The sequence below is a fragment of the Undibacterium sp. Ji42W genome (assembly GCF_049340405.1).
Taxonomy (GTDB): Bacteria; Pseudomonadota; Gammaproteobacteria; order Burkholderiales; family Burkholderiaceae_D; genus Undibacterium.
The window spans coordinates 532,964-558,972 of the sequence record NZ_JBMPOV010000003.1; the positions used below are offsets into that span (position 1 = coordinate 532,964).

General features: G+C 52.4%; 25 protein-coding genes. 7 read left to right on the forward strand and 18 right to left on the reverse strand.

Annotation, left to right across the window (positions count from 1 at the left end):
* The first annotated feature begins 201 nt into the window (after positions 1-201).
* Together ACO0LG_RS08790 and ACO0LG_RS08795 are read left to right on the forward strand one after the other, a co-directional pair.
* A complete protein-coding gene (locus ACO0LG_RS08790) occupies positions 202-2,334 on the forward strand; it encodes an SMP-30/gluconolactonase/LRE family protein (RefSeq protein ID WP_423025363.1) in 2,133 nt (710 codons plus the stop codon).
* Positions 2,335-2,943: 609 nt separating this feature from the next.
* On the forward strand, positions 2,944-3,360 hold the full coding sequence (locus tag ACO0LG_RS08795; RefSeq protein ID WP_423025365.1) for a hypothetical protein: 417 nt from the start codon (positions 2,944-2,946) through the stop codon (positions 3,358-3,360).
* Positions 3,361-3,793: 433 nt separating this feature from the next.
* Here ACO0LG_RS08795 and ACO0LG_RS08800 read toward each other — a convergent pair whose 3' ends face one another.
* The 7 genes from ACO0LG_RS08800 to ACO0LG_RS08830 all read right to left on the reverse strand — a co-directional run bounded on the left by ACO0LG_RS08800 (position 3,794) and on the right by ACO0LG_RS08830 (position 9,400).
* The gene (locus ACO0LG_RS08800; RefSeq protein ID WP_423025367.1) at positions 3,794-4,237 is read right to left on the reverse strand and encodes an NUDIX hydrolase; all 444 of its coding nucleotides are present in this window, start codon (positions 4,235-4,237) and stop codon (positions 3,794-3,796) included.
* A 293-nt stretch (positions 4,238-4,530) separates the two neighbouring features.
* The gene (locus ACO0LG_RS08805; protein WP_423025369.1) at positions 4,531-5,544 is read right to left on the reverse strand and encodes a TonB family protein; all 1,014 of its coding nucleotides are present in this window, start codon (positions 5,542-5,544) and stop codon (positions 4,531-4,533) included.
* A gap of 107 nt (positions 5,545-5,651) precedes the next feature.
* Positions 5,652-5,774, reverse strand: coding sequence for a hypothetical protein (locus ACO0LG_RS08810; RefSeq protein WP_423025371.1), 123 nt, complete (start codon positions 5,772-5,774; stop codon positions 5,652-5,654).
* 78 nt (positions 5,775-5,852) lie between these two features.
* A complete protein-coding gene (locus ACO0LG_RS08815; protein ID WP_423025373.1) occupies positions 5,853-6,794 on the reverse strand; it encodes a hypothetical protein in 942 nt (313 codons plus the stop codon).
* Positions 6,795-7,244: 450 nt separating this feature from the next.
* Entirely contained in the window at positions 7,245-8,015 is a 771-nt protein-coding gene (locus ACO0LG_RS08820) for a putative DNA-binding domain-containing protein (RefSeq protein ID WP_423025375.1), read from the reverse strand.
* A 63-nt stretch (positions 8,016-8,078) separates the two neighbouring features.
* Entirely contained in the window at positions 8,079-8,921 is an 843-nt protein-coding gene (locus ACO0LG_RS08825) for a DUF692 domain-containing protein (protein WP_423025377.1), read from the reverse strand.
* Between the two features lie 209 nt (positions 8,922-9,130).
* The gene (locus tag ACO0LG_RS08830) at positions 9,131-9,400 is read right to left on the reverse strand and encodes a hypothetical protein (RefSeq protein ID WP_162042857.1); all 270 of its coding nucleotides are present in this window, start codon (positions 9,398-9,400) and stop codon (positions 9,131-9,133) included.
* Positions 9,401-9,831: 431 nt separating this feature from the next.
* Between ACO0LG_RS08830 and ACO0LG_RS08835 the strand changes: the two genes are divergently transcribed.
* On the forward strand, positions 9,832-10,287 hold the full coding sequence (locus ACO0LG_RS08835) for a hypothetical protein (protein ID WP_423025379.1): 456 nt from the start codon (positions 9,832-9,834) through the stop codon (positions 10,285-10,287).
* A 135-nt stretch (positions 10,288-10,422) separates the two neighbouring features.
* On the opposite strand, the gene ACO0LG_RS08840 is transcribed toward ACO0LG_RS08835, so the two are convergent.
* The gene (locus ACO0LG_RS08840) at positions 10,423-10,650 is read right to left on the reverse strand and encodes a hypothetical protein (RefSeq protein ID WP_423025381.1); all 228 of its coding nucleotides are present in this window, start codon (positions 10,648-10,650) and stop codon (positions 10,423-10,425) included.
* Positions 10,651-10,987: 337 nt separating this feature from the next.
* Complete coding sequence (locus ACO0LG_RS08845; protein WP_423025383.1) at positions 10,988-11,932, reverse strand: LysR substrate-binding domain-containing protein; 945 nt, start codon at positions 11,930-11,932, stop codon at positions 10,988-10,990.
* 152 nt (positions 11,933-12,084) lie between these two features.
* Between ACO0LG_RS08845 and ACO0LG_RS08850 the strand changes: the two genes are divergently transcribed.
* Complete coding sequence (locus ACO0LG_RS08850; RefSeq protein WP_423025385.1) at positions 12,085-13,314, forward strand: YbfB/YjiJ family MFS transporter; 1,230 nt, start codon at positions 12,085-12,087, stop codon at positions 13,312-13,314.
* A gap of 465 nt (positions 13,315-13,779) precedes the next feature.
* Here ACO0LG_RS08850 and ACO0LG_RS08855 read toward each other — a convergent pair whose 3' ends face one another.
* From ACO0LG_RS08855 to ACO0LG_RS08875, 5 genes are all read right to left on the reverse strand, one after another.
* Entirely contained in the window at positions 13,780-15,081 is a 1,302-nt protein-coding gene (locus ACO0LG_RS08855) for a dicarboxylate/amino acid:cation symporter (RefSeq protein WP_423025387.1), read from the reverse strand.
* 46 nt (positions 15,082-15,127) lie between these two features.
* Positions 15,128-16,561, reverse strand: a complete 1,434-nt coding sequence (gene aspA, locus ACO0LG_RS08860; RefSeq protein WP_423025389.1) for an aspartate ammonia-lyase — start codon at positions 16,559-16,561, stop codon at positions 15,128-15,130.
* Positions 16,562-16,764: 203 nt separating this feature from the next.
* A complete protein-coding gene (locus tag ACO0LG_RS08865; RefSeq protein WP_423025391.1) occupies positions 16,765-16,923 on the reverse strand; it encodes a hypothetical protein in 159 nt (52 codons plus the stop codon).
* A gap of 327 nt (positions 16,924-17,250) precedes the next feature.
* Positions 17,251-17,706: a M15 family metallopeptidase gene (locus tag ACO0LG_RS08870; RefSeq protein WP_423025393.1), complete on the reverse strand. Its 456-nt coding sequence runs from the start codon at positions 17,704-17,706 to the stop codon at positions 17,251-17,253.
* Between the two features lie 645 nt (positions 17,707-18,351).
* Complete coding sequence (locus ACO0LG_RS08875) at positions 18,352-19,257, reverse strand: LysR family transcriptional regulator (protein WP_423025395.1); 906 nt, start codon at positions 19,255-19,257, stop codon at positions 18,352-18,354.
* Positions 19,258-19,432: 175 nt separating this feature from the next.
* Between ACO0LG_RS08875 and ACO0LG_RS08880 the strand changes: the two genes are divergently transcribed.
* The gene (locus tag ACO0LG_RS08880; protein ID WP_423025397.1) at positions 19,433-20,902 is read left to right on the forward strand and encodes an aspartate/glutamate racemase family protein; all 1,470 of its coding nucleotides are present in this window, start codon (positions 19,433-19,435) and stop codon (positions 20,900-20,902) included.
* 66 nt (positions 20,903-20,968) lie between these two features.
* Positions 20,969-21,868 carry an amino acid ABC transporter substrate-binding protein gene (locus tag ACO0LG_RS08885; protein WP_423025399.1) on the forward strand — a complete coding sequence of 300 codons (900 nt, stop codon included), beginning with the start codon at positions 20,969-20,971 and terminating at the stop codon, positions 21,866-21,868.
* A gap of 29 nt (positions 21,869-21,897) precedes the next feature.
* Here ACO0LG_RS08885 and ACO0LG_RS08890 read toward each other — a convergent pair whose 3' ends face one another.
* Positions 21,898-22,359: a hypothetical protein gene (locus tag ACO0LG_RS08890; RefSeq protein WP_423025401.1), complete on the reverse strand. Its 462-nt coding sequence runs from the start codon at positions 22,357-22,359 to the stop codon at positions 21,898-21,900.
* Between the two features lie 700 nt (positions 22,360-23,059).
* A complete protein-coding gene (locus ACO0LG_RS08895; RefSeq protein ID WP_423025403.1) occupies positions 23,060-23,311 on the reverse strand; it encodes a hypothetical protein in 252 nt (83 codons plus the stop codon).
* On the opposite strand from ACO0LG_RS08895, the gene ACO0LG_RS08900 reads away from it, so the two are divergent.
* The gene (locus ACO0LG_RS08900) at positions 23,310-23,450 is read left to right on the forward strand and encodes a hypothetical protein (RefSeq protein ID WP_423025405.1); all 141 of its coding nucleotides are present in this window, start codon (positions 23,310-23,312) and stop codon (positions 23,448-23,450) included. The genes ACO0LG_RS08895 and ACO0LG_RS08900 overlap by 2 nt on opposite strands.
* Before the next feature lie 40 nt (positions 23,451-23,490).
* Here the strand turns inward: ACO0LG_RS08900 and ACO0LG_RS08905 are convergent, their stop codons facing one another.
* Positions 23,491-25,038, reverse strand: coding sequence for a methyl-accepting chemotaxis protein (locus ACO0LG_RS08905; protein ID WP_423025407.1), 1,548 nt, complete (start codon positions 25,036-25,038; stop codon positions 23,491-23,493).
* Positions 25,039-25,253: 215 nt separating this feature from the next.
* Complete coding sequence (locus ACO0LG_RS08910; RefSeq protein WP_423025409.1) at positions 25,254-25,997, reverse strand: carbon-nitrogen hydrolase family protein; 744 nt, start codon at positions 25,995-25,997, stop codon at positions 25,254-25,256.
* Positions 25,998-26,009 lie beyond the last annotated feature (12 nt).

Sequence of the window (26,009 nt, forward strand, 5' to 3'; positions counted from 1 at the left end):
AGCAGACAAGGGTCGCCGTGATCGTGAAATGAATCCGTCAATATGCTTACTTGCCGGAAGGACATTTAAATATGGTAATATGTTTGCAATTTGGCATTCTTGTGTCGCTGCCTCAGTGGATAGCGCGCCCGGACATGGTTCAGCTTGAGTCCATGCAAATTCCGGCCAGTCTGCTTGCTTGTTTATCTACGACATTCATTCATGATCAAATTCAAAGCTTTTAGTCATTCCCTTTCTGGTATTCCTTTCCGCACATCCCTGAGCTGCCTCATAGCAGCAGCCATATTATCCGCATGCGGTGGTGGTGGCAGTGCGGCTCCCAGCACTGGATCTTCTGGCACGACCGGTGGCAGCACAGGTAATACGACAGGTAGTTCAGGCACCAACACAGGCACCACAGCTGGTACAGGCAGCATTGCCCTGCTTGCCGGTAATGTAGGTGGTCCTGGCATTGTTGATGGCACCGGGACAAACGCGCGCTTCAGTGGCCTCAATGGCATTACCCTCGATACCAGTGGCAATCTCTATGTCGGTGACGACAAGCGCGTGCGCAAGATAACGCCAGCAGGCGTGGTCACGACCTTTGCCGGAGGCGAATTTGGTTATGCAGAAGGTAGCGGCAGCAGTGTCAAGTTCTTTAAGGCACAGCACATGGCAACTGATGCCGCAGGCAATATCTATGTACTTGACCCTTATGCCTGCGTGGTACGCAAACTCACACCCGCTGCCGTCTCATCGACGCTGGCTGGCAGTGTGTGTTCTGCCGCGATGGCAGACGGGCAGGGCAGCGCTGTCAGCTTTGCCATGCTCTCAGGCATGACCATAGACAGCGCGGGTAACCTGTACATTGCTGATGAGCACACGATACGTAAGCTCACTCCAGCAGGCGTGGTCACGACAATGGCAGGCAAACCCGGGGTCAGTGCAGCAGATGATGGGCAGGGTGCCAATGCCCGTTTTTTCTGGCCCTCTGGCCTGGCGACAGATAGTGCTGGCAATGTCTATATTGCAGACAGCTACAACCACAGCATACGCAAGATGACACCCACAGGCGCGGTCACCACCGTCGCTGGCCGTGCCGGTGAGACCGGCAGTGTCGATGGTACAGTCGCGGTATCCCGTTTCAATACCCCGCGTGCAGTGGCTGTCGATACGGCAGGCAATATCTACGTGGCTGACAGCTTCAACAGCGTCATCCGCAAGATCACGCAGGCAGGCATGGTCAGCACCGTGGCTGGTAGCAGCGGACAAGTGGGGATAGATGATGGCACCGGTGCAGCCGCCAGATTTGCCCAGCCTGTGGCCATCGTTGGTGACACTGCGGGTAACCTGTATGTCGCAGATGCAGGCAATTTCAACGTGCGCAAAATCAATGCAGCCGGAGTGGTCACGACGCTGGCGGGTGCCATCAACATCAAGTATGCCCTCGATGGCGTAGGCGCAACTGCCGGATTTTATCAGACAGGCAACCTGGCCGCAGACATCAATGGCAATCTTTACCTCAATGATTTTATGTCTGGCAAACACATCGTACGCAAGGTCACAGCGGCAGGCGTGGTTAGCACCATAGCGGGCGTGGCTGCCAATTTTGACCAGATCGGTGGCTTGGCAACAGACGTCAATGGCAATGTGTATGTCGCCGATACCGTAGGCACCATCCGCCAGATCAACCCCGCCGGTGTGATTACGCCAGTGGCGGGTGTGGAGTGGAAGTTTGGTCTGGTCGATGGCAAGGGCAGCGAAGCCAGGTTCAGCTCCCCCAATGGCATCGTCAATATGGGTAATGGCGACATGCTGGTGGCTGACATGGTCAACCAGGCCATACGCAAAGTCACGGCTGCTGGCCAGGTCAGCACCTATGCCAGCATCCCGCTGACGCAGGCAGCCAGCTTCAAGCCCTTTGGTGAGGGGCGTGGAACACCTTATATATCCAATGGCATGGCGATGGACAGCAGTGGCAATCTCTATGTGGCAGACGGTGGCAGCCATGTGATCTTCAAGGTTTCCAGCGCAGGCGTCAGCAGTGTTTTTGCCGGTGTCGAACATCAACCCGGCAGTGCCGATGGCACAGGCACCGCCGCCCGTTTCAATCGCCCGCAAGGCATGACTATCGATACCAAGGGTAATTTATATGTGGCCGATACCGACAACCATACCATACGCAAAATCACCCCGGCAGGCGTGGTCACGACACTGGTCGGCACCCCCGGCCAGGAAGGCTTTACCACCGGCCCCTTGCCTGGCGTATTGTCAAAACCGCAGTCTGTGGTGTTCAGCAATGATGCCCTGTACATCACGACCTACCAGGGCCTAGTGGTGGCGCGTAATTTTTGAGTGTTTGTTAACTGTTCGTGGCTGATGTTACTCGCACGGGTAGCATTAGCCAGGCTGTAGCCCGCGTAGGTACGATTAGCATCGCGTAATCGTACGGATGATATGTCTGAGAAATGATGGTCTTACACAGATTGGTCAGTATGAAATACCGCCTTAATGGTGTCTCGTTCCTCGGAAAAACAATGCATAAAAATTTTAGTCTCAACAATTAATAGATGCTGACATGCGTACGATTACGCTTGCGCTAATCGTATCTACGGCCCTCGCTTTGCATGACGGTGTGTTTCATCACCTGAAATGGCTGCGCTTGACTAATCTGTCAAGTGCAGCAAGAAACGCCATCCAGGCGCTGACATTTTCTTCCCCGGCCCAACGATCATTGATAAAATGCGCGCTGTTTTGCGCGATGGCATGGCATCTTTCTCAAGAGTAATTTCGTCACTTGCCGTCACCAACAAGTTCGCATCAAAAAACATAACACCGATGCGTTAATTTGCACCTGCATGGCAATACAGCCATGCGCGTACATTCTTTTTTTTACATAAAACCAAAGCCAGCGCGTCACTGCCGTGGCATGCGCTGACACTTTACCCCGGGAAGGTTTGCACCATGTTTAGGTTTTTATCCATGCTATTGGTACTCGGCGTTGTCGCCAAGGTCGTCTATACGATGAACAAGGACGATATCAAGACAGCGACTGACGATATAGAAATTCAAGCTCACATAGAAAAGTTTCAGGAGAAGCTGCCCAAGACGCTGGAGAACGGCACACGCATAGACAAGCTAGAATATGTCGATCGCGTGGTCCGCATGTATGTAACAGAAGCATTCAAGTCTGAAGCGACGGATAGCCAGAAAGAAAAGTATAAAAAAGATATGACAGCAGCTTACTGCAAAGGCGATATGCGGTCTTTTTACAAGGCCAAGGCCAGGATGGAATTCAACTTCAAAACGCAACCACACTCACTCAATGACCTCTCTAGCCAAACCTGGAAGGTCACGATGGAACCGGCTGATTGCAGGTGATACTACGCTATTGCTTATAGCCCACGCAGGTACGATTAGCATCGCGTAATCGTAGGCATGATATGCCTGAAAAATTACGGTCTTACAAAGATTGAGCCGCATAAAATACTGTCTCAGTGGTATGTCGTCTCTCGGAAAAACAATGCATAAAAATTTTAATCTCAACAATTGATAGACGCTGACATTCGTACGATTACGCTTGCGCTAATCGTAACTACGTCCCTGAAAAATAGGAGAAATAAATTGGCAGGCCCAAATTTGGATGAAGAAACCTGGAAGAAAATGAGCAAAAGAGAGAAAAAGGTATATACCTTCGGCATCATTACAATAATTCTGCTGTTACTCGGCGCAGTTGTCTGCAGTAAATTAGGTTGGATACGCTAGTTCGCGTAGATACGATTAGCAGCGCGTAATCGTACCTGCGTCACGATGCTCAGGGCTTGTTATTTTCCAGCTTGGTAAGGAAGCGTTTCATATGCGGGTCCGTGCGCTCAAGTGGAACTTCGTTGAACGGAAACCAGCGTGCATCCCTAAACTCACCCTCCTCAGCTTCGTCAAATTTGAAGCTGTGGTGACGGCTGGCGCGTACTACGTACCATAGCGAAACATCAGTATGTCCGGCCGTGAGCCCAACAGTCGTCGTGATGGTCACGAATAGAGGTGGCTCTATGGGATGTGATGCTACAAAGCCGAGTTCCTCTTCCAATTCACGATCAACTGTGACACGCGGGTGTTCTCCTGGCTCAACATGGCCACCTGGTGGAAGCCACAACTGCGCATTCCTGTGATCGACCAGCAGGATATGCCCGTCATCTACAACGACAACATAAGACACAAGATGCATGGGCGGCGTGGCTGGCTTTGCTACGCGACACAAATCAGTTCCAGAGTCTATCCATGCAAGGCAACGAGAAATATCATCACGCTCGATCGCGTCGAGAGGCGTGATAGAAATAATGTCATCCCGGATTTGCTGGCGCATAGTAGCCTTGGTTTGTAGCAGGTTCGACCTGATCTGATGTTATCTGAGGTTATCTGAGTTGAAGATGGCGATTATCAGATTGAATTCAGCGGTACAAAAATGATGGGAATCAGGTGCAATATTGCAACCAGCTTACACCTGGTTTTCGAAAATGTATGAATGTTGGACCTGACACCAGGTTTGTGCATCTAATCCGGCAAAACCCAGGCAAATTGACCTGAGTACCAGGAGCGCGTTGCGATATCGTTTTCTCTGGCTGGAGAAAATTTACACGTTGAAAAAGCTTGCAAGGTGGCCGTATCTAATAGTAGAGAGCCACTGCTGGTGGAGATATATTTTGCGGCAATTTCCCCGGTTTCGCTGATCAGGAAACGGAACTTTGCCGTGCCATGCAAGGATTTCTGCAAGGCTTCAGCGGTATATTGAGGCGGGCTACAGGTTTTTCCATCCAGTGTAGCAGGTGAGTATTTTTTTGCTGGCTGTGCCCTGATAACAGAAATATAACCTGTGCCGAATTTGAGCTCTTTTTTTTCTTGCAAGGCTTGTTCTGCCAGGTCTGTCTGTCCCAGCGCCAGATATACCTTACTCAGTGCTATCAAGGCTTCCGATGTTTGTGTTGCTGCATCAATCCCCCATTTTTTTGAAAAAATAATGGACTTCTTTAATATAAGAACAGCCTGGTCTAACTGCCCCAGGTTGATATAAATATCGCTTAATGTCTGGTAGAGCCGTGGCAACTGCTGAGCTTGTGTGCTTCCTTTCAATTCCATGTTTTCTATGGATTCGAGTGCAAATTTTTCTGCTGCCTTATATTTTCCTTGCTCCATCAACATTTCGGCAAGCTCATTTAATAGGAAAGAGTAATACGCGCCATCTTTTTCAGGATCGGTACTATAAATTTCTTTCGTTCTGAGCGCTGCCGTGTAGGCTTCGTCATATTGCTGCATTTGATGGAGTATAAGAAACCTGCCTGCATGAATAGACCCAAAATAGCTGAAGTAGCTAGCCTTGTTTTCTTCTGCCACGGCGAGTGCAAGATTATTCGCCCTGAGTGCACCCGGGTAATTTTTGCTCAAACGCTGAGAATTGCTTTCATTTAAGAGCTCGTCAAGGATATTGTTTTTTGCCAGGCATATATGCATAGAGCTGAGCGCAAGCAGGCAGAGAGTGAAGAAAAGTTTCATTGATTTTGTTGTGTGCATCGAGGCATGCTTGCTTATGGGGTGCAGATCAAAAATTTACCGTGATGCCATCCAAACGGTCATTCCCTCGAAAGAGGGAATCCAGTCCTAGCAAACCGTATAGCATATCAATCTTTACGGTGAATCAACCATGGATGCCCACCTGCGTGGGCATGACGATTGTGGCAAACCAGACGATAGGAGATAGTGCCTGGTTTGGACAAGCAATGCTCAATATTCTTGGTTTTCATGCTTGCCACCATGATACAGCGTTTAGGTGTTCTCGAAAGAATGCGCTGCAAGTCAGCCAGGTTACAGAACATCTATCCTCAAATCACTGGCATCTGCATCACCGTCTTCGGTGCCTGCGGTTTTTCCAGCAGGGCGGTGACTGCGCTGACAAAGGCGTGTTTTTCTGGTGCCGGGCCCACGCCGAAATTGGCGCGGTTGCCGTTGTGTATGCCGGTCAGCATGGTGAAGGCTTTGCCACCGCGCGGCATGATGCTGTATTCAAGGCTGAAGGTCTGGTAGCCAGAGTCCTGGCCGCTTGGGGTGATGGCCATGAAATGGGCTTCTCCTCTGGCGATGGCCCTGGGCATCTGTATGGTGATCAGCTCCTTGCCAGAGGGGGTCTGGTCTGTATACACGGCGATGCCGCGATAGGGCACGATCTTGCTGGCATCGCTGATATTGCCTTTGCCAAAATCAACCCAGAGGCGGGTGATGATTGCCGTGCCATCTTGCTTGAGGCTGGCAACGAAACTGGCTGCACCCTCACCCTGCAACAGGCGTGGCAAGACCACGCGGGACATGGTCCAGTGGTGTTCGCGGCTTTCCTGCTCGCTGCTGGTGCCGGCTTCACCATCTTCAGCTTCGTCACTCACAGTGCGGATCTGCACGATATCCTTTTTCCACAATACCAGGATATTGATTAAAAATCCCAGGGCAAAGGGTATGCTGATCCACAGGCCGATCGGTTCAAGTATTTTTTTAGCTGGGAACATGCTCTTGACAGCCATCAGCAAGAACATCAGATTGAGCAGCACCGCAAGCAGGCGCCTGAGCCTGCTGCTGCCTTCTGAGCAAGCCCTGAGCGAGACGCCTACCGGTATCATGAACATCATGACGAACATGATGTCTGCACTAGCATAATTGGGGCGGAACAAATACGCCAGGAAGCGGATGACGCAATATAGCGCCAGCAGCAAATTGGCGAAAAAGGCGATGCTGACAAGAGGATGGTTGATGCTGACTTTTTCTGTCGTGGGCATAAGTAATTTGCTGGTAAGGCCTGGTCAGTGAGGGGAGATTAGGGAGTGTATTTTACTGGAGGCGCGACACCTGAGCTAGTACGATGTCAGTCATGCAAGGATTTGGGGCCACCATGAATGGCGACGCCGGGCGCGCGATGCGCACTGAACCCTGACTGTAGCAATATAAACGCATGGTGATGCACCTGTGCGCACGACGCCACTTACTTTATTAGGACTTACGCAAAACCGCCCCAGCTGCGTTGTCGCTCCTCCCCCAAGCGCCGCGTACTACAGTACTGTCTTCGTCGCTACGGTGTAGTCGGGGTTTCAGACAATTGTCTGCCGACGAAGCAAACACCCCTTGGAAGGGATATGTCACAAAGCGGCAGCCTTGCTGGGACAATTTTGGGTCAGTCTTATTTATATGGCGATCAGTTTTGGTGCATGACGGTAATTGCAAAAAGACGGCTACGCCTGCACCGCTTCCACCAGCATTTCATCCACCACCCACGTCTGCAACCAGCTACCTATTTCACTGGCTATCTCAGGATTATTTTCTACCGCCTGGTCACAGACATCGGCAAAGCGCATGCCTGCCCCCAGTTGGTGTAGAGCCTGCGCTTCTTCTGTGCTCAATGACCTGAAATATGCTTGCCATTGTTTGCGCCAGACTATCCATGTCGTCGCCTGCTTTGTCGAAACTGGTGCAGGCGGGTCACTGTCTTCATTCAAGGCCAGCCAGATTGCCACGCTGTTCCACTCCATGGGGATGAATTGCAAAGAGCTGCTGGTGCGCAAACCTACGGTTTCCCAATCCTTGACTGCCGCCAGATCAGGCAAACTCAGGATAGCGTGATCTGGCGCATCAAAGGCCAGTCCCAGCGCCCATTCAAATTGCGCCAGCTCCGCTACTTGCGGGTGTTCGGCAAACTGCGTGCGCAACTGCTCTGCAAACGCATCACCAAACCAGCGCAGATTGCGGTACGACGAAGGGTGCGCGTCTATGTAGGTCGCACATGCCTGGTAAAACAAATCATCACCAAGATAAGCATGGGTCTTGCCATACGCCTCGGACAAGGCATCGCGCAGGCGCAGGCGGTAAGCCTGGTAATAAATATCCAGCCTGGCATCACGCCCCAGGCCCGGTGTTTCGGCCAGGTGTTTGTGCATGCTACCCGCATTACGCTGGCCTAAAATAAATTGCTGGAAATCTGATTGCAGGGTTTGCGTGGTATTCATTATCGTCACCTTTATTTATCACCTTTATTTATCACCTTTATTTGTCACCTTTATTTGTCACCTTTATGCCGCGATGGCTGGTGAAAGTATGTCGGCGCAAATACGGCGAGCCTGCTCCAGCTCTGCCACCAGCTCTGCGAGCGGCGGGATATTGTCATCGCGCTCTATCATGCTCGGCACCGCACCAAAGCGGCGTATCGCCTGCGCATACAAATCCCATACCGGGTCGGCAATCGGCTGGTCATGGGTATCAACGATATGCGTGCCATGGTCGCTATGGCCTGCGAGGTGGATTTGCTGCACGCGGCCCAGCGGTATGCCGCGCAAATAGTCCATCGCATCAAAGCCATGGTTGATGCTGCTGACGTAGATATTGTTCACGTCCAGCAAAATCATGCTGTCAGCCTGTTCTGCAATGGCCGCAACAAACTCCCATTCGGGCATGCTGTCGCTGCTGTATTGCAGATAGCTAGACACATTCTCCAGCACCAGCCTGTGCCCCAGCACATCCTGCACACGGTGCACGTTATTGACAACGAGTTTGATGGTGTCTTCGTTATACGGCAGCGGGAACAGGTCATGCATATTCTTGCCATGTACACCCGTCCAGCAGATATGGTCAGATACCCACATCGGTTCTACTCTGTCGATGAGCATTTTCAAGTCACGCAGGTAGTCATCCGTCGGGCCTTCTGGTGTGCCGATAGACATCGATACCCCATGCATGACGACCGGGTAATCGGCACGTATGGCATCCAGCATCGCCAGCGGTTTACCACCGGGCACCATATAGTTTTCAGACAAAATCTCAAACCAGTCGACCGCTGGTTTATCAGCCAGTATGGACAGATAATGGTCGGTACGCAAACCCAGGCCAAAGCTGGAAGAGGTAAGGGGATTTGTCATGATGAAGATATGTGGAGAGGAAACAGAAAATGCGCGGCTCCAAAGAACCAGGGAACCTCTGAGTAAGTGTAGCGAGCGGCGTTAATTTGGTGCATTAGCAATTCGGAAGCGCAGTCGTACGATAGTACGGCGAGCATCGCAGGCCCAAAATAGCGTCGCGCAGTAACTTAATCAGAGGTTCCCTAGCGCATTTTATCGATTACGCTAGATTACTTATCCAGATCAACGATTTTGCCGCCTTTAGCCAGGCATTGACCAGCAGCAGTTGCTACAAAGCCATGGCCTTTGCAAGAATTTTGGCCTTTGCATGCGTTTTCTGCTGTTTTGCAGTCGCTGGTACCTTTGCAGCTATTGATGCCAGCACAATGCACCTTGTCACCAGCACTGATGGTGCTTGTAGCAGCAACAGCAAAACCAGACAAAGCCAGAGTAGCGGCAGCAGCAGCGATCAGGGCGCCAGTTTGGATAGATTTTTTCATGATGTGTTCTCCGTAAAATATAAAATAAGTGAAGGTAATTAAATACTGCCAACTACTTTTGAAACATGATTGAAAGTTAAACCAAGTTCTTTGCTTGCCTTGCCGTCAGCATCAACAAGCAGAACTTAAGCATCAGTCGGGCGGATTTCAGATTACTTACACTTTTTTTTAAATATTTTTAAAAAACTTTGAAAGACATCAATCAGGATGAACAGGGTGCGCCATGCGCAGCAATAGGTGCCGCACGTCAACATTAATAAGGAACTGAGCCGTTGCGCACGGCGCACCCTGCAAAATGCTCATGCTGCCAATCAAGGTCATCACCGTGGGGCGCATTGCAATGCGCCGCAAGCGGGCATGGTGCATGGCATAGTTTTTTACCAGTACATGCGATAATCTCAGGTCCTGTGCAGGACATCCCAGCATCCACGATGAATGACAAAGGCGATCACATGCTTACGATTCCAGAAAATATTGCTAACCTGATGATATTGGGACTGACTCAGGAAATTGCACATATTCATGCGATTGGCGAAACTTGCGGAGATGACTGGCCAGCTGATTATGATCCAAATGATGTAAGTGTGTATGATAGCTTTCGGCAGATGTTAAAGAAAAACGCCGGAAAAAGTACTATCTTGGACTGCAAGAATTACTCAAAAACGGTGGCGTTTTCCATGGGCTTACTCCCTCGATTTGTCAGCGAAAATCTGAGTCAACTCTCCATGGCTGATATAGAGTCAGCCTGCCGTGTCTATGCGCAATATGCTGCACATAGATGTGCTGCCATGCTGGAGACCAACCGTGAACACTCGTCAGAGCGCAGACAGGTTATATACATGTTGTCGCAAGTGATGGCCTTTCCGGGGATGTCCGGGGATGGATAGCCCGTAGGGTGCGTCTTGACGCACCGTTTTTTCACTTAGTTGATTATTGGCGATTTGGTGCGTTTGAAATGCACCCTACAGAAAAAACTCACCAGATATTCGCCATACTTGCGGCGGCATCCGTCTGGAAAAATTTCATTCTCCAAACCCTAATTGATAGCCTGCCCAGCATGTAAAAACGTAAGCGAGTAGCGCCAGCATCATTACCAACCAAACTGGTGGCGGCCAATCGACGTACCTGTCGAGAAATTGGCGGGTGATGTCCAGTTTCAAAAACAGTGTCAATGGTATTTCTCCGATGAAGCCAGCACCGAGATAAAAGCCCGCAGACTGTTCCCAAAAAGATGCTCTTACTTTTTTCATGATGATCCTGGCAGCATATCTGCAAGATATCTTACGCCCTCAAATTCCTGCCTGCAACCAAAACTGCAGCATACTGTAAGACCGGCTTGAGCCCGTAGGGTGGGTCTTGACGCACCGTTTTTCTTCACTTTGCTGATTATTGGCGATTTGGTGCGTTGACACGCACCTTACAGAAAAACCACACCATGCAGAGGTAGGGCATTGCAATGCGCCGCATGTCTGCGTGGTGCACGGCACAGATGTTTTTTCACAGTATGCAGTGACCTCATAGGGCGCATTACCATGCGCCTTATGTCACGGCAATGGTGCCGTTCAGCGGAGATCAATGCCTCCAACCTCAGGTATTTGTCAGGATTTCAGCTGTTTGATTAGCCTGCCTGGCCGCCGCAATAATCCATTCCCTGAACACTTGCACGTCAGCGCGTGGTGTCGTGGATTCTACGATGAGCCAGTAGGCATAGTCGCTGTTGCCCAGGCGTGGGTCTTCGAGGGCGATCAGGCGGCCATCCTTGAGCATGGGTTGCAGCAGTGCGGCGCGGCCCAGGGCGATACCGTGGCCTTCAAGGGCGGCGTGGATGACCTGGTCGTACTGGTTCAGGTGCAGGTAGGCCTTTGGCTTTGCGTCGGGCTTGATGCTGAGCAGGCCGGTGGCGCTTAGCCAGTCTGACCAGCGCAGCCACGGCAGGGCGCGTTCATCAAGTTCGAGCAAGACTTCTCTGAGCAAGCCCTCAGGTTCACCAAATGCGCGGGCGGCGATGGCGGGGCAGGCTACCGGCATGATCTTTTCACCAAACAGCCTGATTGCCTGCGCTGGCACATCGGCCGCGCGGGCATAGCGTATGGCCATATCCAGGCCTTCTTTTTTCAGGTCCAGTATGCGGTTGTCGGCCGATACCCGCACGTCGATATTGGGATGCGCTGCCTGAAAAGCCCCGAGCATGGGCAAGATCCACAAACCAGTCACGCTGACAGCCGACGTCATGGTGACCGGGCGTGACTGCACCTGCTGCCGCTGCGCAGCTGAAAATTCAGCGAGTTGATCCAGCCACGGCGAGGCCATTTTTAGCAGTTGTTCGCCCGCCGGGGTCAGCGCGATCGCACGGTGTTTGCGTATCAGCAGTTTGCTGCCCAGATGTTCTTCCAGGCTTTGTATCTGGCGGCTGACAGCAGATTGCGTCAGGCACAGGTCCTCTGCTGCCAGGGTGATACTCATGCGCCGGGCAACGGCGACAAAGCCACGAATGGCGTCCAGCGGCGGCAGGTGGAGTAGCGGGTTACTCATGAATTTAGTTCATGCAAGGCATGCACAAATTACGTTTGTCGTTAGTAAGCTTGTCTATAAAATGGGGGCAGGACTATACTCATACGCATTCTATCGCAGGAAGTTAAAACTTGTTGCCCTGGCTGCCAGCAACCTCACTTGAATTGCTTACCATGACCCCTATCACCATGCCCAGGCTGTTCAGTCATTTCCCTGCGCAACGCCCTGTCCTGACTGCTCTGGCATTGTCACTGGGGGCAGCAATCGCACTGGGCCTGTCTCGCTTTTCTTACGGCCTGCTGCTGCCACCCATGCGCGCCGACCTCGGCTGGTCTTACCTGCTGGCTGGGGTGATGAATACCGGTAATGCCTTCGGCTATTTTTTGGGTGCGCTGATCACGCCCATGCTCATGCGGCGTTATCGTGCGCACAGCCTGCTGACAGGCGGCGCGGTGCTGACGGGCATATTCATGCTGGTGTCCGGCATGGTCACTGCAACCGGATTTTTGCTGTTGCAACGGATATTGGCAGGCATATCGAGCGCCTTGATTTTCATCGCGGGTGGTGTATTGATTTCGCGCCTGGGTGGCTTGCATGCTGCGCGGGCAGGTTTGCTGATAGGCCTGTATTACGGCGGCACGGGCTTTGGCATTACTCTGTCTGCCTTGCTGGTGCCTGCCACCCTGGCTGCTGCACAGGCGCAGCATGTCGAACATGCCTGGCAATGGCCGTGGCTGGCGATGGGCGCTGCCTGCCTGCTGGCGACCATCGTCATGAGCCTGCCCGTCAGGGCGATACAGGACTTGCCCGGACAGGCTGGCGCCAAAAGCGCGTTCAGCATCAAGGCGTTTGGCTTTGGTCTCGCAGGTTATTTCATGTTCGGAGCAGGCTATATAGGTTATATGACCTTCGTGGTTGCGCTGCTCAAAGAGCAGGGCATGCCCGCGCCTGCGATTACTGCCTTTTACTCCCTGCTGGGCCTGGCCGTGCTGGCCTCATCGCGTATCTGGGCAGGCATGCTGGACCGCTACAAGGGCGGCCAGTCACTCGCGATATTGACTGCACTGGCGGGTGTTGCGGCATTGCTGCCTGCACTGAGCAGCAATGTCTTTGCGGTGTTTGTATCCGGCATGTTGTTTGGCGCGGTATTTTTGTCCGCTGTCGCATCCACCACGGCTCTGGTGCGGCACAATGCCAGGCCAGAAGCCTGGTCCGCAGGTATCAGCGCCTTCACCACCGTATTTGCCCTGGGCCAGATCGTCGGCCCCAGCATCGTAGGCTGGATAGCAGATGGCCAGGGCGGGTTGGAACGTGGCCTGATATTCTCTGGCCTGACGCTGCTGGTGGGCGGTATGCTGGCATGGCAGCAAAAGCCTTTGGAGAGCAGGGATAGTGCGCAGTGAAGATGATGGCGATGTTCGTTAATGGTGAGCTATAGCGCATTGCACTGCATTCGTCCTTACGGCTTTCACAGCTCAGAGCAAACCAGCTCTTATGCGTAATGAGTATCCTGAAACCCGTCATGCCGGACTTGATCCGGCATCCAGTGACGTTGGTCGCATACAGTGATGGTGTTTTACTGCCGATATAAAGTTGCTTTTTGCGGTTTCGCTTGAACGGCAAGCACGGCTTGAAGACGCTGGATGCCAGATCAAGTCTGGCATGACGACATTGGGGGTAGTCGCCTTACGATTGTGTTTTGGCGGGCATTGCTATCAATTTATTGGCGAAGGGGGACATTCTCGGTAGGGTGCGTCTTGACGCACCATCTCCCCGTGCCAATGCGGTGCGTTGAAACGCACCCTACAAAAAAGGGATGGCACACTTGCGCGCGCCATCCCTGCAAGTACTACCAATATTTCGCCACCTTAACTATTCGCCACCCTCGCCAACACTGGCTCATGCTCCTGATAAGCCTCGTTCGCCGGTACACCACTGGCAACAGGCTCTTTGCCTTCTTCCCATTTCGCTACCACCGAGGTGGCAATGCTGTTGCCCAATACATTCGTGGCAGTGCGCCCCATGTCGAGGAACTGATCTACCCCCATGATCAGCAAGAGGCCAGCCTCTGGCAGGTTGAACATGGGCAGCACTGCCGCCACCACCACGAGTGATGCGCGGGAGACACCTGCCATGCCTTTGCTCGATACCATCAGCACCAGCAGGATGGTAATCTGCTGCGACAGGCTCATTTCTATGCCATAGGCCTGGGCGATGAACAGCACGGCAAAAGCCTGATACACCATGGAACCATCGAGATTGAAGGAGTAGCCCAGTGGTAGTACAAAGCCGGTGATCTTGCTGTTGACGCCGAACTTTTCAAGCTGCTCTATGGTCTTGGGATAAGATGCTTCACTGCTGGCGGTAGAAAACGCAATGATCATTGGTTCCTTGATGAGGCCTATGAGGCGGAATACATCGCGCCCCAAAAATAAAAAGCCAACGCCGATCAAGATCACCCACAGCACCGCCAGCGCCAGAAAGAAAGTACCCAGGAACTTGCCATAGGTGACCAGCACTTCCAGCCCCTGCACCGTAATCGCCGCAGCCACGGCAGCGAACACGCCTATGGGTGCAAAGCGCATCACATAGTCAGTGATCTTGAGCATGGTATTCGCAGTTTCTTCTATCGCGCTGACCAGCACACGCGGGCCATTGCCTTTGAGTGAAGACAGGGCAAAACCAAAGAAGATAGAGAACACCAGGATTTGCAAAATCTCGTTATTGCCCATCGCCTCAAAGAAGCTGCGCGGGAAGACATGTGTCAAAAAATCCTTGAAGTTCAGTGATGACGTTGCCAGCTTGGTCGTTGCATTCACGTCAGGTAAAGTCAATGCCAACGAGCGGCCAGGTTCAAACAGGTTAGAGAACAGCAAGCCTATCGCCAGCGACATTAGCGATGCACTGATGAACCGGGTCATGGCTTTCAAACCTACCCGGCCTATCGAACCAGAATCACTATGCGCCATGCCCGCCACCAGGGTGGTAAACACCAGTGGCGCAATGATCATCTTGATCAGGCGTAAAAAGATGTCAGTGACGATGCTGAAGTAACCGGCGATGGTCTTGGCCTGTGCGGCATCTGCGGCATAGCGGTGGCAGATATAGCCAGTGATCAGCCCCAGCACCATGCCGGTGATGATCCATGTGGTCAGTCTGTTTTTTTTCATGTGTGTCTCCTCAGGTTTGTTTGTGCAATTTTCTTTGATGTCTTTTTTATTTGGCAATCAGGGTTTCAGCTGTTGTCACCTGGCGTGGCATGGTCAGTCTTTGCGGTTGCAGGATTTCTTTCAACTGCGCTTCAGTCAGCAGTTTCTTTTCCAGCACCAGGCTGTAGACGCTCTTGCCACTCAGCAGGGCTTGTTGCGCCACTTCGGTGGCGGCGCTGTAACCGATATAGGGGTTGAGGGCAGTGACGATGCCTATGGAGTTTTCCACGATCTCGCGCAGGCGTTCATGGTTGGCCGTGATGCCATCGACACAGCGTTCTGCCAGCACCATGCAGCCGTTGGACAGGTGCGACACACTCTTGAACAGGCTGTGCGCGATGATGGGTTCAAAGGCATTCAACTGCAATTGCCCAGCCTCTGCCGCAAAGCTGATGGTGACATCATTGCCTATCACTTCAAAGGCAATCTGGTTCACCACTTCAGGGATCACAGGGTTGACCTTGCCCGGCATGATGCTGGAGCCAGCTTGCACCGCAGGCAAATTGATTTCACCAAAACCCGCACGCGGGCCGCTGGACAAAAGGCGCAAGTCATTGCACATCTTTGATAGCTTGACGGCGACACGTTTCAACACGCCCGACAACTGCACAAAAGAACCTACATCCTGCGTTGCTTCTATCAGGTTGGGCGAAATGGAGAGTGGTATGCCGGTGATGTTTTTCAAAGCCTGGCACACCAGCCGCGCATAATCAGGGTGGGTATTGATGCCCGTGCCTATCGCAGTTGCACCGAGATTAACTTCACACATCAGCTTTGCCGCTTCGCGCAAACGCTCCTGGTCTTCGTCGAGCATCACTGCATAGGTGCTGAACTCTTGTCCCAGCGTCATCGGTACGGCATCCTGCAATTGTGTGCGGCCCATCTTCAACACATCCTTGAATTCCAGCGCCTTGTTATGGAAAGAAATCTTCAACACTTCCATCGCACTTACGAGGCGCAAGATGCCCTGGTAAGCCGCGATCCGCAATGCCGTGGGATAGACATCATTGGTACTCTGGCTCAGGTTAACTTGCTCATTCGGGTGCAGGATATTGTAGCTGCCGCGTGTATGACCAAGTTCTTCCAGCGCGATATTGGTGATGACTTCATTCGCATTCATATTGGTGGAGGTGCCTGCGCCGCCCTGTATCACATCGACTACAAAATGCGCATGGAACTTGCCAAAGCGCACTTGTTCACAGGCGCTGATAATGGCTTTGCTATGCTCATCACTGATCAAACCCAATCCATGATTAGCCACCGCCGCTGCCTGCTTGACACTGGCCAGCGCCGCGATCAATTCAGGGTAACTGGAGATGGGCGTGCCGGTAATCGGGAAGTTTTCAATTGCGCGCAAGGTGTGCACGCCATAATAAGCATCCGCTGGTACGGCACGGTCGCCGAGCAAATCGTGCTCTATCCTGGTCGCTGTCGTAGACAAAATAAACTCCTGGTAGTTAGGTGGGTTTGGTTTGCGTGTATCGCATCCGGCCATGAAAGGCAGATGAATACACTTCGCAACGCAGTGTAGATAATTAAAACGGCCTACTTATTCTGATTACGCATACTTTGATGCGATGGCGGCATGTGTGGGAAAATGGCAGGGTTTGCTGCAGGGATGATGGCGGTGGTAGAAAATAATTTTCAGGCATGAATCGTCGCGACGATGCATGTTGGTAGCGGCAATACGCAGCCGGTGCGCACGGCGCACCCTACAGGCATGGGATGGATCTGTGCTGGTAGCAAGCCGGGTGAGTAGGGTGCGCCGTGCGCACCGTTTATCCCTTGAATGGAACGCATCAAGTCCATTTCATTACCCTGCAGTGAGAGTGGCAAATGGAAGCTTGCTCTTGCATTCGTGCCGAAGCCAGCCAGGTCGTGCCCAGTGATACATATTCAGGTCGTCCCAGCGTAGGCTGGATCCATCTGGGGAAATTCTGTGTTTGCAAAGCGTAGTTGATCATGCGTGCGATTACGCAAAGTTAATCGCACCTGCGCGCACTATGGGCAAAAAAAGGGGGGCGCGTACCAGCTCGACCAACCAATAATCAAACGAACAGTTCATTGCAAGCAAAACGTTCTACGTTCGATGCGGACACTTTTTGTAAGTGCCCTTTGCCGAAAATTATGTCAATATTTGGTGCAAAACTGAAAATGCATCGGGTCCTTACGTGATATGAAATCGCCGCCATAAAAAAAACCTGCTTTTCCAAAGATATCAACGACTTGGGCTGGAAACCGCTGATTGCTGCCGAGAGGGTATTTTTCCGCTTCCAGATCAATGGCAATTCCCCAGGAATGGGTAGATGGATGCTGTGGCTGGCCCCGGATAGGCCGTGGATTAAAAATACCACTGTAGTTTTTTACCTGCTCCTGCAATCCGGCCGCTTTGATTTCTTCAAAAGCCTGTTGAAAGTTTTCCACAATGAGATGATGACATCGGGCACGAGTGACTTTTTTACCCTCATAGAATAGTGGGTAAGGCAGCGAAAATACTTCAATGTAATGCGCCTCAAATTGTGGTGTATCAAGACTTCCGAAAACATGAATAATTTCATCAAGACCTGCAGGTGCATGCTCCAACATGGTGTTCCCTCCTTAGAAAGTCATACAGATATTTATAGCATGTATTGAATTTATTTAAAGATATTTTAACAATAATTGTAAATTTTATATTTTTTGAGACTGCCGTACTATTCATCCTGTAGCAATCCCATGGATGATATATTGCCCTCGTAAAACTTGACGATGGTTCAAGGACTAGCCTGCTATCAACGACGTGCAAGACAAACTCAAGCGCAATAGTTCCAGCGGGCAAAAAATAGGTTGGGTAGCGCCGCAAGCCCGTATGTGCTTAGCTTGCGTAATCGCACGCGTGATGAGTTTCTACATAAGGGCGGGCGGTCTTGAAAACATGTCAAGCTGTGCCCGGCATTCAATATGGCAGTGAGTAGGGAGGCGGGGTATAACACGCCCTAAAGTGAGAGGGATAAGTGCAAGCCTTGTTCTTGGAACCTTACTAAGCAAAGTCTCTCAAGTCCAGGGATACATAGTCAGTCATCCCAGCGCAGGCTGGGATCCATCTGCGCAAATTCCGTGACGGCAAAGTGTGGCCGATGATATGCGCGGTTACTCGATTGTTAATCACACCTGAGCAGGCCTGTTCGCGGCTAGAGCCACTCCTGCGGCAAGAAAAAACAGCTTAGGGGACATTGAGCATCAACAGCAATGTCACTCCCCCAGTTGCCCACCCAACGCCCCCCACAACTTCAACAACACCGGATTCTTGTTATCCACCGTCCGGTACAACCGTATATCCATCTCCATAGACCACTGCTCACCGCCAGCGCGTACGAGTTTGCCTTCTGCCAGCTCATTGGCGATGCTGCTCTGAGGTAGCCAGGCCAGGCCGTGGCCTTCGAGGGCCATGCGCTTTAGCAGTTCGGCCATGTCGCTCTCGTAGGCATTCACAAAATAGCAGGGCTGGTCTGAGCTGGCCAGTACGCGCTCTACCACGCGGCCAAAGAAGGATGCCTTGATGTTGTTGAGGCGGGGGATGGGTTTGGCCTTGCTGCCGGGCAGGCTGTACAGGGCCGTGCCCTTGCGGCTGGGTACGGATACCGGCAAGACGACCTCGGTACCCAGACTCACATATTCATAACGCAGGGCATCGAGCTCTACCGGCAGGTCGGCATGGTAGTAGGACAATAGCAAATCACAATTACCTTCGACGAGGGAGAGTACTGAATCATGCACATTGGCTGGCAGGATGCTGGCATGGATTTCACCGACTTGCGAGCGCACGCTCTTTAACCATGTGGGAAAAAAGTTCAGCGACAGGGTGTGCCCGGCAGAGATGCGCAGCAGGTTTTCATCCGGGCCGCGCACACGCAGCTGTGCTCGCGTGTCATTTAGCAGGCGCATGGCTTCTTCTGCCGAGGCGCTAAAGATTTTGCCGGCAGGTGTCAGCACCAGGGGGTAGGTGCTGCGGTCAACCAGGTCGGCACCGACCCAGGCTTCCAGGCTGCGGATACGTCGGCTGAGAGCAGACTGGGTGACATGTCTGTCATCTGCCGCACGAGAGAAATTGCGTGTCTGCGCCAGGCTCAAAAAATCTTCCAGCCATTTGATGTCCATATCGTCCCCAATGCGTCCCCCGCACTTTGATGACAGACATTGTATCCCCGTGCGCGGCGCAAAAAACCATCTATGTAGTATCGGCATAGAACTAGACCGATTTTGCATAAACATTTTCTGACTATCCGGTATCTTTATCTGTACACGCAAAAAAGATCATCAACCTGCAATGAACATGACAATCAAACCAGAAACACATCAAACACGGCTGGGCATCATCGGTGGCCTGGGCACGCTGGCAGGTGTAGATGTCTATTTCAAAGTCGCCCGCGCTCTTGCCAGGGACAGCATTTCAGAGCGCTATGAGCTGTTCTTTGAACAACACCCGTTTGAAGGCAATGAAAACTCTGGCGGTGAAACCCCCAACCTGAATGCGCGCAAACTATACATTTTCGACATGATCAAGAAGTTTGAAAGAAGCCAGGTAGAGCGCGTGCTGGTGCCCTGCTTTATCAGCCACACCTTCATCAAGGAATTGCAAAGCGAGCTGGCCACCCCCATCGTCAATATCATGGATGCCTTGCTGGCCCATTTGCAGCAAGAATTTCCCACTGGTTGCAAGGTCGGCGTGCTGGCATCGACCTATGTCAAGAACAAGAAGCTGTTTGATCAATACCTTGCTGGCTCAGGTATTACAGTCGTTTATCCTGATGATGCCGTGCAGGACGACTGCGTCATGCGAGCCATCTATGGCGAGCAGGGCATCAAGGCGGGCAATTTGCAGGGCGATGCTGTCAATCTCTTGCACCAGGCCTGCGTGCACCTGCTGGCACGCGGGGCAGATGTGATTGTTTCTGGTGCCACTGATGTCGCCATCGTGGCCGACTTGCTGCGTAGCCGTGGCATACCCATCGTCGATACCAACCAGGTGTATGTTGAATATGCGCTGCGCAATGAACAGGCGCCACAGCCGCGTACTTTCAAGATAGGCGTGGTGGGTGGGGTGGGGCCAGCGGCCACGGTGGACTTTATGGACAAGATCATCCAGAACACCCATGCCGCGCGCGATCAGGATCATATCAAGATCATGGTCGAACACAACCCCAAAATCCCTGACCGTACCGCCAATCTCATCGCCGATGGCGAAGACCCCACCATTGCACTGTACTCTGCCTGCAAACGTCTTGAAGAAAACGAAGCCGCGCTGATCGCCATCCCCTGCAACACCGCGCATGCCTATGTCAAGCGCATACAGGCGCACCTGACTATCCCCATCGTCAACATGTTGGAAGAAACGGTCAGCTACATCCGTGAGCATTTTCCTTTGCCTGCCAAGGTCGGCCTGCTGGCGACCTCGGGCACCATCGCCAGCCGCGTCTATCATGATGCAGCGGTTGGCCAGGGCTTTGAACTCATCGTGCCCGCCCCCGCACAGCAGGACAAAGTCATGAACGCTATCTACGGCCCGCTGGGCATCAAGGCAGGTCATACCGGCGGCGTGTCGCGGCAGGATTTGCTTGATGCGCTGGCGCATCTGGTAGAGCAAGGCGCGCGTGTTGTCATTCTCGGTTGCACCGAATTGCCACTGGTCTTGCAGCAAGACCCAGCGTTTGCCATTGCTGGCACGACGGTGGCTTTGCTTGATCCCACCACCATATTGGCACAGGCATGCGTAGCAAGAGCTGAGGCTGCGCAGATCCACTAAACCTGCACGCATTTATTCAATTAAATTTTGGCAAGGTATCTCATGGTCAAGCGCGTCTTTCTTTTTATGACAATGCAATCTGTCATCCTGCTGCTGTTGCCATTGTCAGCCATGGCCAGTGATACCCTGAGCAATATCCGCGAGCGCAAGACCATCATCATTGCGCACCGCGAATCATCGATTCCATTTTCTTATCTGGATGCGCAACAACGCCCGGTTGGTTATGCGCTGGACATCTGCCTCAAAGTCGTCGATGCCATTAAACGAGAACTCAAGCTGCCTGCGCTACCAATCAAATACCTCGCCGTGACCCCCGCCAACCGTCTGCAAACCATTGCTGATGGTGCCGCCGATCTTGAATGCGGCTCCACCACCCATACCGCAGAAAGACGCAAGCAGGTTGATTTCAGCATCAGCTATTTTATCGCTGGTGCCAAGATGCTGGTGCGCAGCGATTCTGGCATCCGCAACTGGGGTGACCTGCGTGACAAAACCGTGGTCACCACCAAGGGCACCACCAATGCGCAAACCCTGGCAGACCGTGGCCAGGTGCGTTCATTGAATCTGAATCTGATAGAAAGTAAAGACCATGCAGAAGGTTTTGCCATGGTCGCGCAGGGCAAGGCCGCCGCTTTTGCGATGGATGATGTGCTGCTCTATGGCCTGCGCGCCGCCGCTGCGCGTCCGGCAGATTTCCAAGTGGTCGGCGATTCACTCTCGACCGAACCCTATGCCATCATCTTCCGTAAAAACGACCCTGCCTTCAAACACCTGCTCAACCAGGAACTCAGCCGCATCATGCTCGACGGCGACATTTACCGCATGTACGACAAATGGTTCCAGCAAGCCATACCGCCGCACAACATCAAATTGCAACTGCCGATGAGCCCGCTACTGCGTTCGTCATTGCGCTTTCCGCTGGCGGACGTGGCAGACGTAGCAGATGTCGCAGTCACTGCGCCTTAGGAATGGCGTGGGTCAGCAAAACGCATGCGTCAGGCAACGGGAATATTATTGAGCAGCGAAAAATGCTTGAGTCTGTTGACAAAAGCCTCGGAAGAAACAAGCACAGTAAACACATTAAGAGCACCATCACGTATCCAGAACGTGACATGCGAAACGCGGCCCTCTTTGACTGAGAGAGCAACATTGCTGCCTGGGTAATTTGCCACAGTACCCATTATCAGGTCGCCAGCCTTGCCGGTTTCCCAGCGCATGATCTGCTCCGGCTTGAGTGCAATCTGATGTTGCGCGTTCATCAGATAGATGGTTTTGCTGTCATAGTCCAGGGAAATGGCGCTTTGATCGCCTATATCGATGCATTTATCATCCGTGTATTTGCAAAAGGCATAGGCTCTTTTCTCAAACTTCTTGCGCTCACGCCTGTTGTGTCCCAGGCCAACGATGACATTGTAAGCCATCCACAACAGCACCGGCAGGCCCAATATGTTTCTCATATACTGGGCGCTAAAGTTCACGTTGATCAGATAAAGCAAAAACCAGGCGATCAACACGTTCCTGACAAAACTGAGCTTTAAAAAAGAAAGCATCTTGAATAACCCCGCGTGCGCTAAAGAAATGATGGTGGATTGATAAACTATTATAAGTGTAAGGGCAAGAACATGATTCTACCAAGCGGACTAACTGTGTAATCAAACGTTACAGTGCCTCATGAGCTGCGCACGGATACAGTGGAATTGCAGGCTTGCAACAAAAAAGGACAATAAGCCAGTCCGGCTATGCGGTACATCCATGGGGTAGTGTAAAGTTGGCAGCAGGATTTGTAGGGTGCGCACGGTATACCTTACTGGAGGAAAATACCTGTGCCGTTTGCGCGCTACCCAGGCGGCGCATTGCAATGCGCCCTACATTGCGGCCATGCTTGAGGTGGCGAGTAGTCCTTGGGCGTGATTAGGGTAGCGCAATCTGTATTAACGCACGCATGGTTTGCTGCGTCATAAACAAAGTTTGTTCTGCCCCCATCGCACATGCCCAGCCTTTGTAGCTTGCAATTCGCGCAGGTATTCTTTAGACGAATATCAATGACAGTTATTTCTACACCTCATACGCACCACATACTCTCTTCACTTGCGCATGACATGCTGTGAACTCAATGGCGGCGTAGGTCAGCATCGTGCTTGATCTGCTGGATCGCTATTATTTTTTTTGTTCACGCATGACATTTTTCATGAGCTTTTTATTTTCTGTATTCTTACCTTTATACGCTTTGCCCTTTTGCATCATGGCATTCATGCCTGGCCGCCGTGCACTGGTTATTGCAGGTCTTGTTCCTGGCTTACCGATTATCGCATTCACCACCTTCGCGTTCAGGGAGATGAGTAATCCGGACAATAATGCATCGTCATTCGGGGTTGCCATACTTTTGTGTAGCCTTGCTTTGGTGTGCATGGCCTTGGTTGCCGGTGCCATTACCCGCCTTATCCTGCTGCGCAGGCAAGCTGCGGTGGACAGCCCGCGGGCATGGGCGGGGATCATGCTGGGGTGTTTCTTGTGCCTGCCGGTCATGCTTGCCGTGCTGGTGATTTAATGCATTGGTGTGACTAGGTTGATTGCTCCTGCAAAGCCACTCACCCCGCCCGCACAGCCCCACCACTCTGCCTGGTCCTGAACACCGACACCGCATTCATCAACTCACCTGACTGATCATTAAGGCTGGCTGCGGCGGCGGCCATTTGTTCTACCAGGGCGGCGTTTTGCTGGGTGGTCTGGTCCATCAGGGTGACAGCCTGGCCGACCTGGCCTACGCCTGTCGATTGTTCTGCACTGGAGGCGCTGATCTGGGCGACGATTTCGCTGACCTTGCGGATGGAACTGACCACTTCTGCCATGGTGCTGCCTGCCAGATCGACTTGTTGCGTGCCTTTGCCGACGGCTTCTACGCTGGTGCCGATCAGGGCCTTGATCTCTTTGGCCGCGTCGGCACTGCGGCCTGCCAGTGAGCGTACTTCGCTGGCGACAACGGCAAAGCCACGGCCCTGCTCACCGGCACGGGCGGCTTCTACTGCCGCATTCAGTGCCAGGATATTGGTCTGGAAGGCGATGCCATCGATCACGCCGATGATGTCCTGGATTTTTTTCGATGATTCATTAATGCCGCGCATGGTGCCTACGACCTGCTCAACGACTTCGCCACCACGGCTGGCCACTTGTGACGCCTGTGCGGCGAGCTGGTTGGCCATTTTGGCGCTGTCGGCATTGTGATTGACGGTGGAATTCAACTCATCCATCGCCGCTGAGGTTTCTTCGAGTGAGCTGGCCTGGCTCTCGGTGCGGTTACTCAGGTCCATGCTGCCAGAGGCTATTTCATTGGTGGCCTGGGCAATGCCGCTGGCCGAACCACGCACGCCATTGACTAATGATTCAAGCGATGTCTGCATCTCTTGCAACACGCCCATGAGGCTGTCGTCACCAGCATTATTGTCTATGTTTTGCGCGAGGTTGCCCCTGGCGATATTCGATAGCGCATTCCTGGCTTGCGACGGATCGCCACCAAGTTCTTTGTGCAAGGTTTTTTGGCAATAAAAAGTCAGGAACACTGCCACCAGGCTGGCCAGCACTGCGAGTATCAGCGACAGCGTGACGGTGAAGCTGACCTTGCTGTTGACATTCGCATGTTCCTGCGCCGATCGCTTGCCTGCTTCATCACGTTGCTTTAGTAATTCTGAGCGCAGGTTGCGCCAGGCCGGGGTTTCTTCCGCATTCAAGACTGGGGTGGCATCGCCCTTGTCCTTGAGGATAGCGACGATTTTTTCCTGCGCCTGGGCATGGGCTACGCGCAGCTTGGGCAACTCGGCCAGGCTCTGCGTGGTGTTATTGCTGGCCGATATTTTCTTGGCCTCTTCAAAGGCTTTTTCGTAGGCAGTTTGTGCAGCCTGGAAGTTCTCCACGCCTTTTTTGTTCGATGGGTCAAGCACCACATTCCTCAAGGCCTGCCCCATCTGCAAACCCTGGGCATACATCTCAGAAATACTGCGTTCCAGCGCCTGCTCAGTTGAAATATAGTTGTCAAACTGGCTGCGGGTCGCCATCAGCGAGGTGATGGAGGTCGCCAGACCGACGGCAAACAAGACAGCAGGGATGGCTGAACACAGGACGATCTTGGCTGAGAATTTCATGCTGACTCCATTATCTTACCCGTTTTTGGCAGGCAAATTCTATAGGTTTGATGATGTTCTGGGGCTATACGCAACGAGAAGACCAGTATGCGCGCCTGGTGAAAAGGCGTTTTGTGAGTTTAACTGATGAATGTGGCAAGGGGTGTTGCAGTGATGTGAAATATTTTTAAACGGCAACTCTGTGCAGTAGCAGCAATTCTTGTCAAGGATGGGGCTTATCCTATATCAAAGACGACAGCCCCTTGGCAGCCTTCATCCACGCGGGTGAGGACATTGCCATCCGGTGCGACTGCGCAGGTGCAACCATGGCTGATCTTGTGCTCGTGGCTGCTTGTGAGTGTGCCAACCACATCCGCGGACACTACCCAGCAGCCGGTTTCCATGGCGCGCTGACGCAGGTTATCCAGGCTCTTGCTGCGCCACTTTTCTGCGGTGGCGGGTGCCAGCATATTGTTCAGTGGGTAGCATAGCAAGCGCGCACCCTGCTGGCCAAGGTCTGCCGCGCAAGCCGGGTAATTGGCATCATTGCAGATATTGATGCCGTAAGTGTATCCAGATTTTTCAAATACCGGCGAGGCAGAACCAGCCAATACACCGCGCTCATTGGGGTACTGCTTTGCATATACACCCATGAGCTGGCCTTGCCTTAACACGGCGGCAGAATTGTAGATGCCTGCCATTCGCTGCTCAAAAAATCCCAGGATGAGGTCGGTGTTGAAGGTGGATAATTGCTGTAGTGCTTGCTTGAAAACCGGGCTGTCTATAGTCAGGGCTCGCCGTGAAATCGTCTGCGCATCAGACGAATAACCCAGCAGATAGCATTCCGGGAAGAGGGCAAGCTCAACGCCTTGTTCCTGGCACCAGCACAGGTCAGTGTGCAATTGCTCCAGTGTTTTTTGTATGTCATCAAACACAGGGACGCGCTGGAAGGCGGCGATGCGCAGTTTGTTACTTGTCATTGTTCATGTTTG

Bases quoted from the DNA above. Each gene is read 5' to 3' on its own strand.
- ACO0LG_RS08790 (WP_423025363.1), top strand. From the start codon at position 202: ATGATCAAATTCAAAGCTTTTAGTCATTCCCTTTCTGGTATTCCTTTC.
- ACO0LG_RS08795 (WP_423025365.1), top strand. From the start codon at position 2,944: ATGTTTAGGTTTTTATCCATGCTATTGGTACTCGGCGTTGTCGCCAAG.
- ACO0LG_RS08805 (WP_423025369.1), bottom strand. From the start codon at position 5,544: ATGCACACAACAAAATCAATGAAACTTTTCTTCACTCTCTGCCTGCTT.
- ACO0LG_RS08810 (WP_423025371.1), bottom strand. From the start codon at position 5,774: ATGAAAACCAAGAATATTGAGCATTGCTTGTCCAAACCAGGCACTATC.
- ACO0LG_RS08815 (WP_423025373.1), bottom strand. From the start codon at position 6,794: ATGCCCACGACAGAAAAAGTCAGCATCAACCATCCTCTTGTCAGCATC.
- ACO0LG_RS08820 (WP_423025375.1), bottom strand. From the start codon at position 8,015: ATGAATACCACGCAAACCCTGCAATCAGATTTCCAGCAATTTATTTTA.
- ACO0LG_RS08825 (WP_423025377.1), bottom strand. From the start codon at position 8,921: ATGACAAATCCCCTTACCTCTTCCAGCTTTGGCCTGGGTTTGCGTACC.
- ACO0LG_RS08830 (WP_162042857.1), bottom strand. From the start codon at position 9,400: ATGAAAAAATCTATCCAAACTGGCGCCCTGATCGCTGCTGCTGCCGCT.
- ACO0LG_RS08835 (WP_423025379.1), top strand. From the start codon at position 9,832: ATGAATGACAAAGGCGATCACATGCTTACGATTCCAGAAAATATTGCT.
- ACO0LG_RS08840 (WP_423025381.1), bottom strand. From the start codon at position 10,650: ATGAAAAAAGTAAGAGCATCTTTTTGGGAACAGTCTGCGGGCTTTTAT.
- ACO0LG_RS08845 (WP_423025383.1), bottom strand. From the start codon at position 11,932: ATGAGTAACCCGCTACTCCACCTGCCGCCGCTGGACGCCATTCGTGGC.
- ACO0LG_RS08850 (WP_423025385.1), top strand. From the start codon at position 12,085: ATGACCCCTATCACCATGCCCAGGCTGTTCAGTCATTTCCCTGCGCAA.
- ACO0LG_RS08855 (WP_423025387.1), bottom strand. From the start codon at position 15,081: ATGAAAAAAAACAGACTGACCACATGGATCATCACCGGCATGGTGCTG.
- ACO0LG_RS08870 (WP_423025393.1), bottom strand. From the start codon at position 17,706: ATGTTGGAGCATGCACCTGCAGGTCTTGATGAAATTATTCATGTTTTC.
- ACO0LG_RS08875 (WP_423025395.1), bottom strand. From the start codon at position 19,257: ATGGACATCAAATGGCTGGAAGATTTTTTGAGCCTGGCGCAGACACGC.
- ACO0LG_RS08880 (WP_423025397.1), top strand. From the start codon at position 19,433: ATGACAATCAAACCAGAAACACATCAAACACGGCTGGGCATCATCGGT.
- ACO0LG_RS08885 (WP_423025399.1), top strand. From the start codon at position 20,969: ATGACAATGCAATCTGTCATCCTGCTGCTGTTGCCATTGTCAGCCATG.
- ACO0LG_RS08890 (WP_423025401.1), bottom strand. From the start codon at position 22,359: ATGAGAAACATATTGGGCCTGCCGGTGCTGTTGTGGATGGCTTACAAT.
- ACO0LG_RS08900 (WP_423025405.1), top strand. From the start codon at position 23,310: ATGGCCTTGGTTGCCGGTGCCATTACCCGCCTTATCCTGCTGCGCAGG.
- ACO0LG_RS08895 (WP_423025403.1), bottom strand. From the start codon at position 23,311: ATGCACACCAAAGCAAGGCTACACAAAAGTATGGCAACCCCGAATGAC.
- ACO0LG_RS08905 (WP_423025407.1), bottom strand. From the start codon at position 25,038: ATGAAATTCTCAGCCAAGATCGTCCTGTGTTCAGCCATCCCTGCTGTC.
- ACO0LG_RS08910 (WP_423025409.1), bottom strand. From the start codon at position 25,997: ATGACAAGTAACAAACTGCGCATCGCCGCCTTCCAGCGCGTCCCTGTG.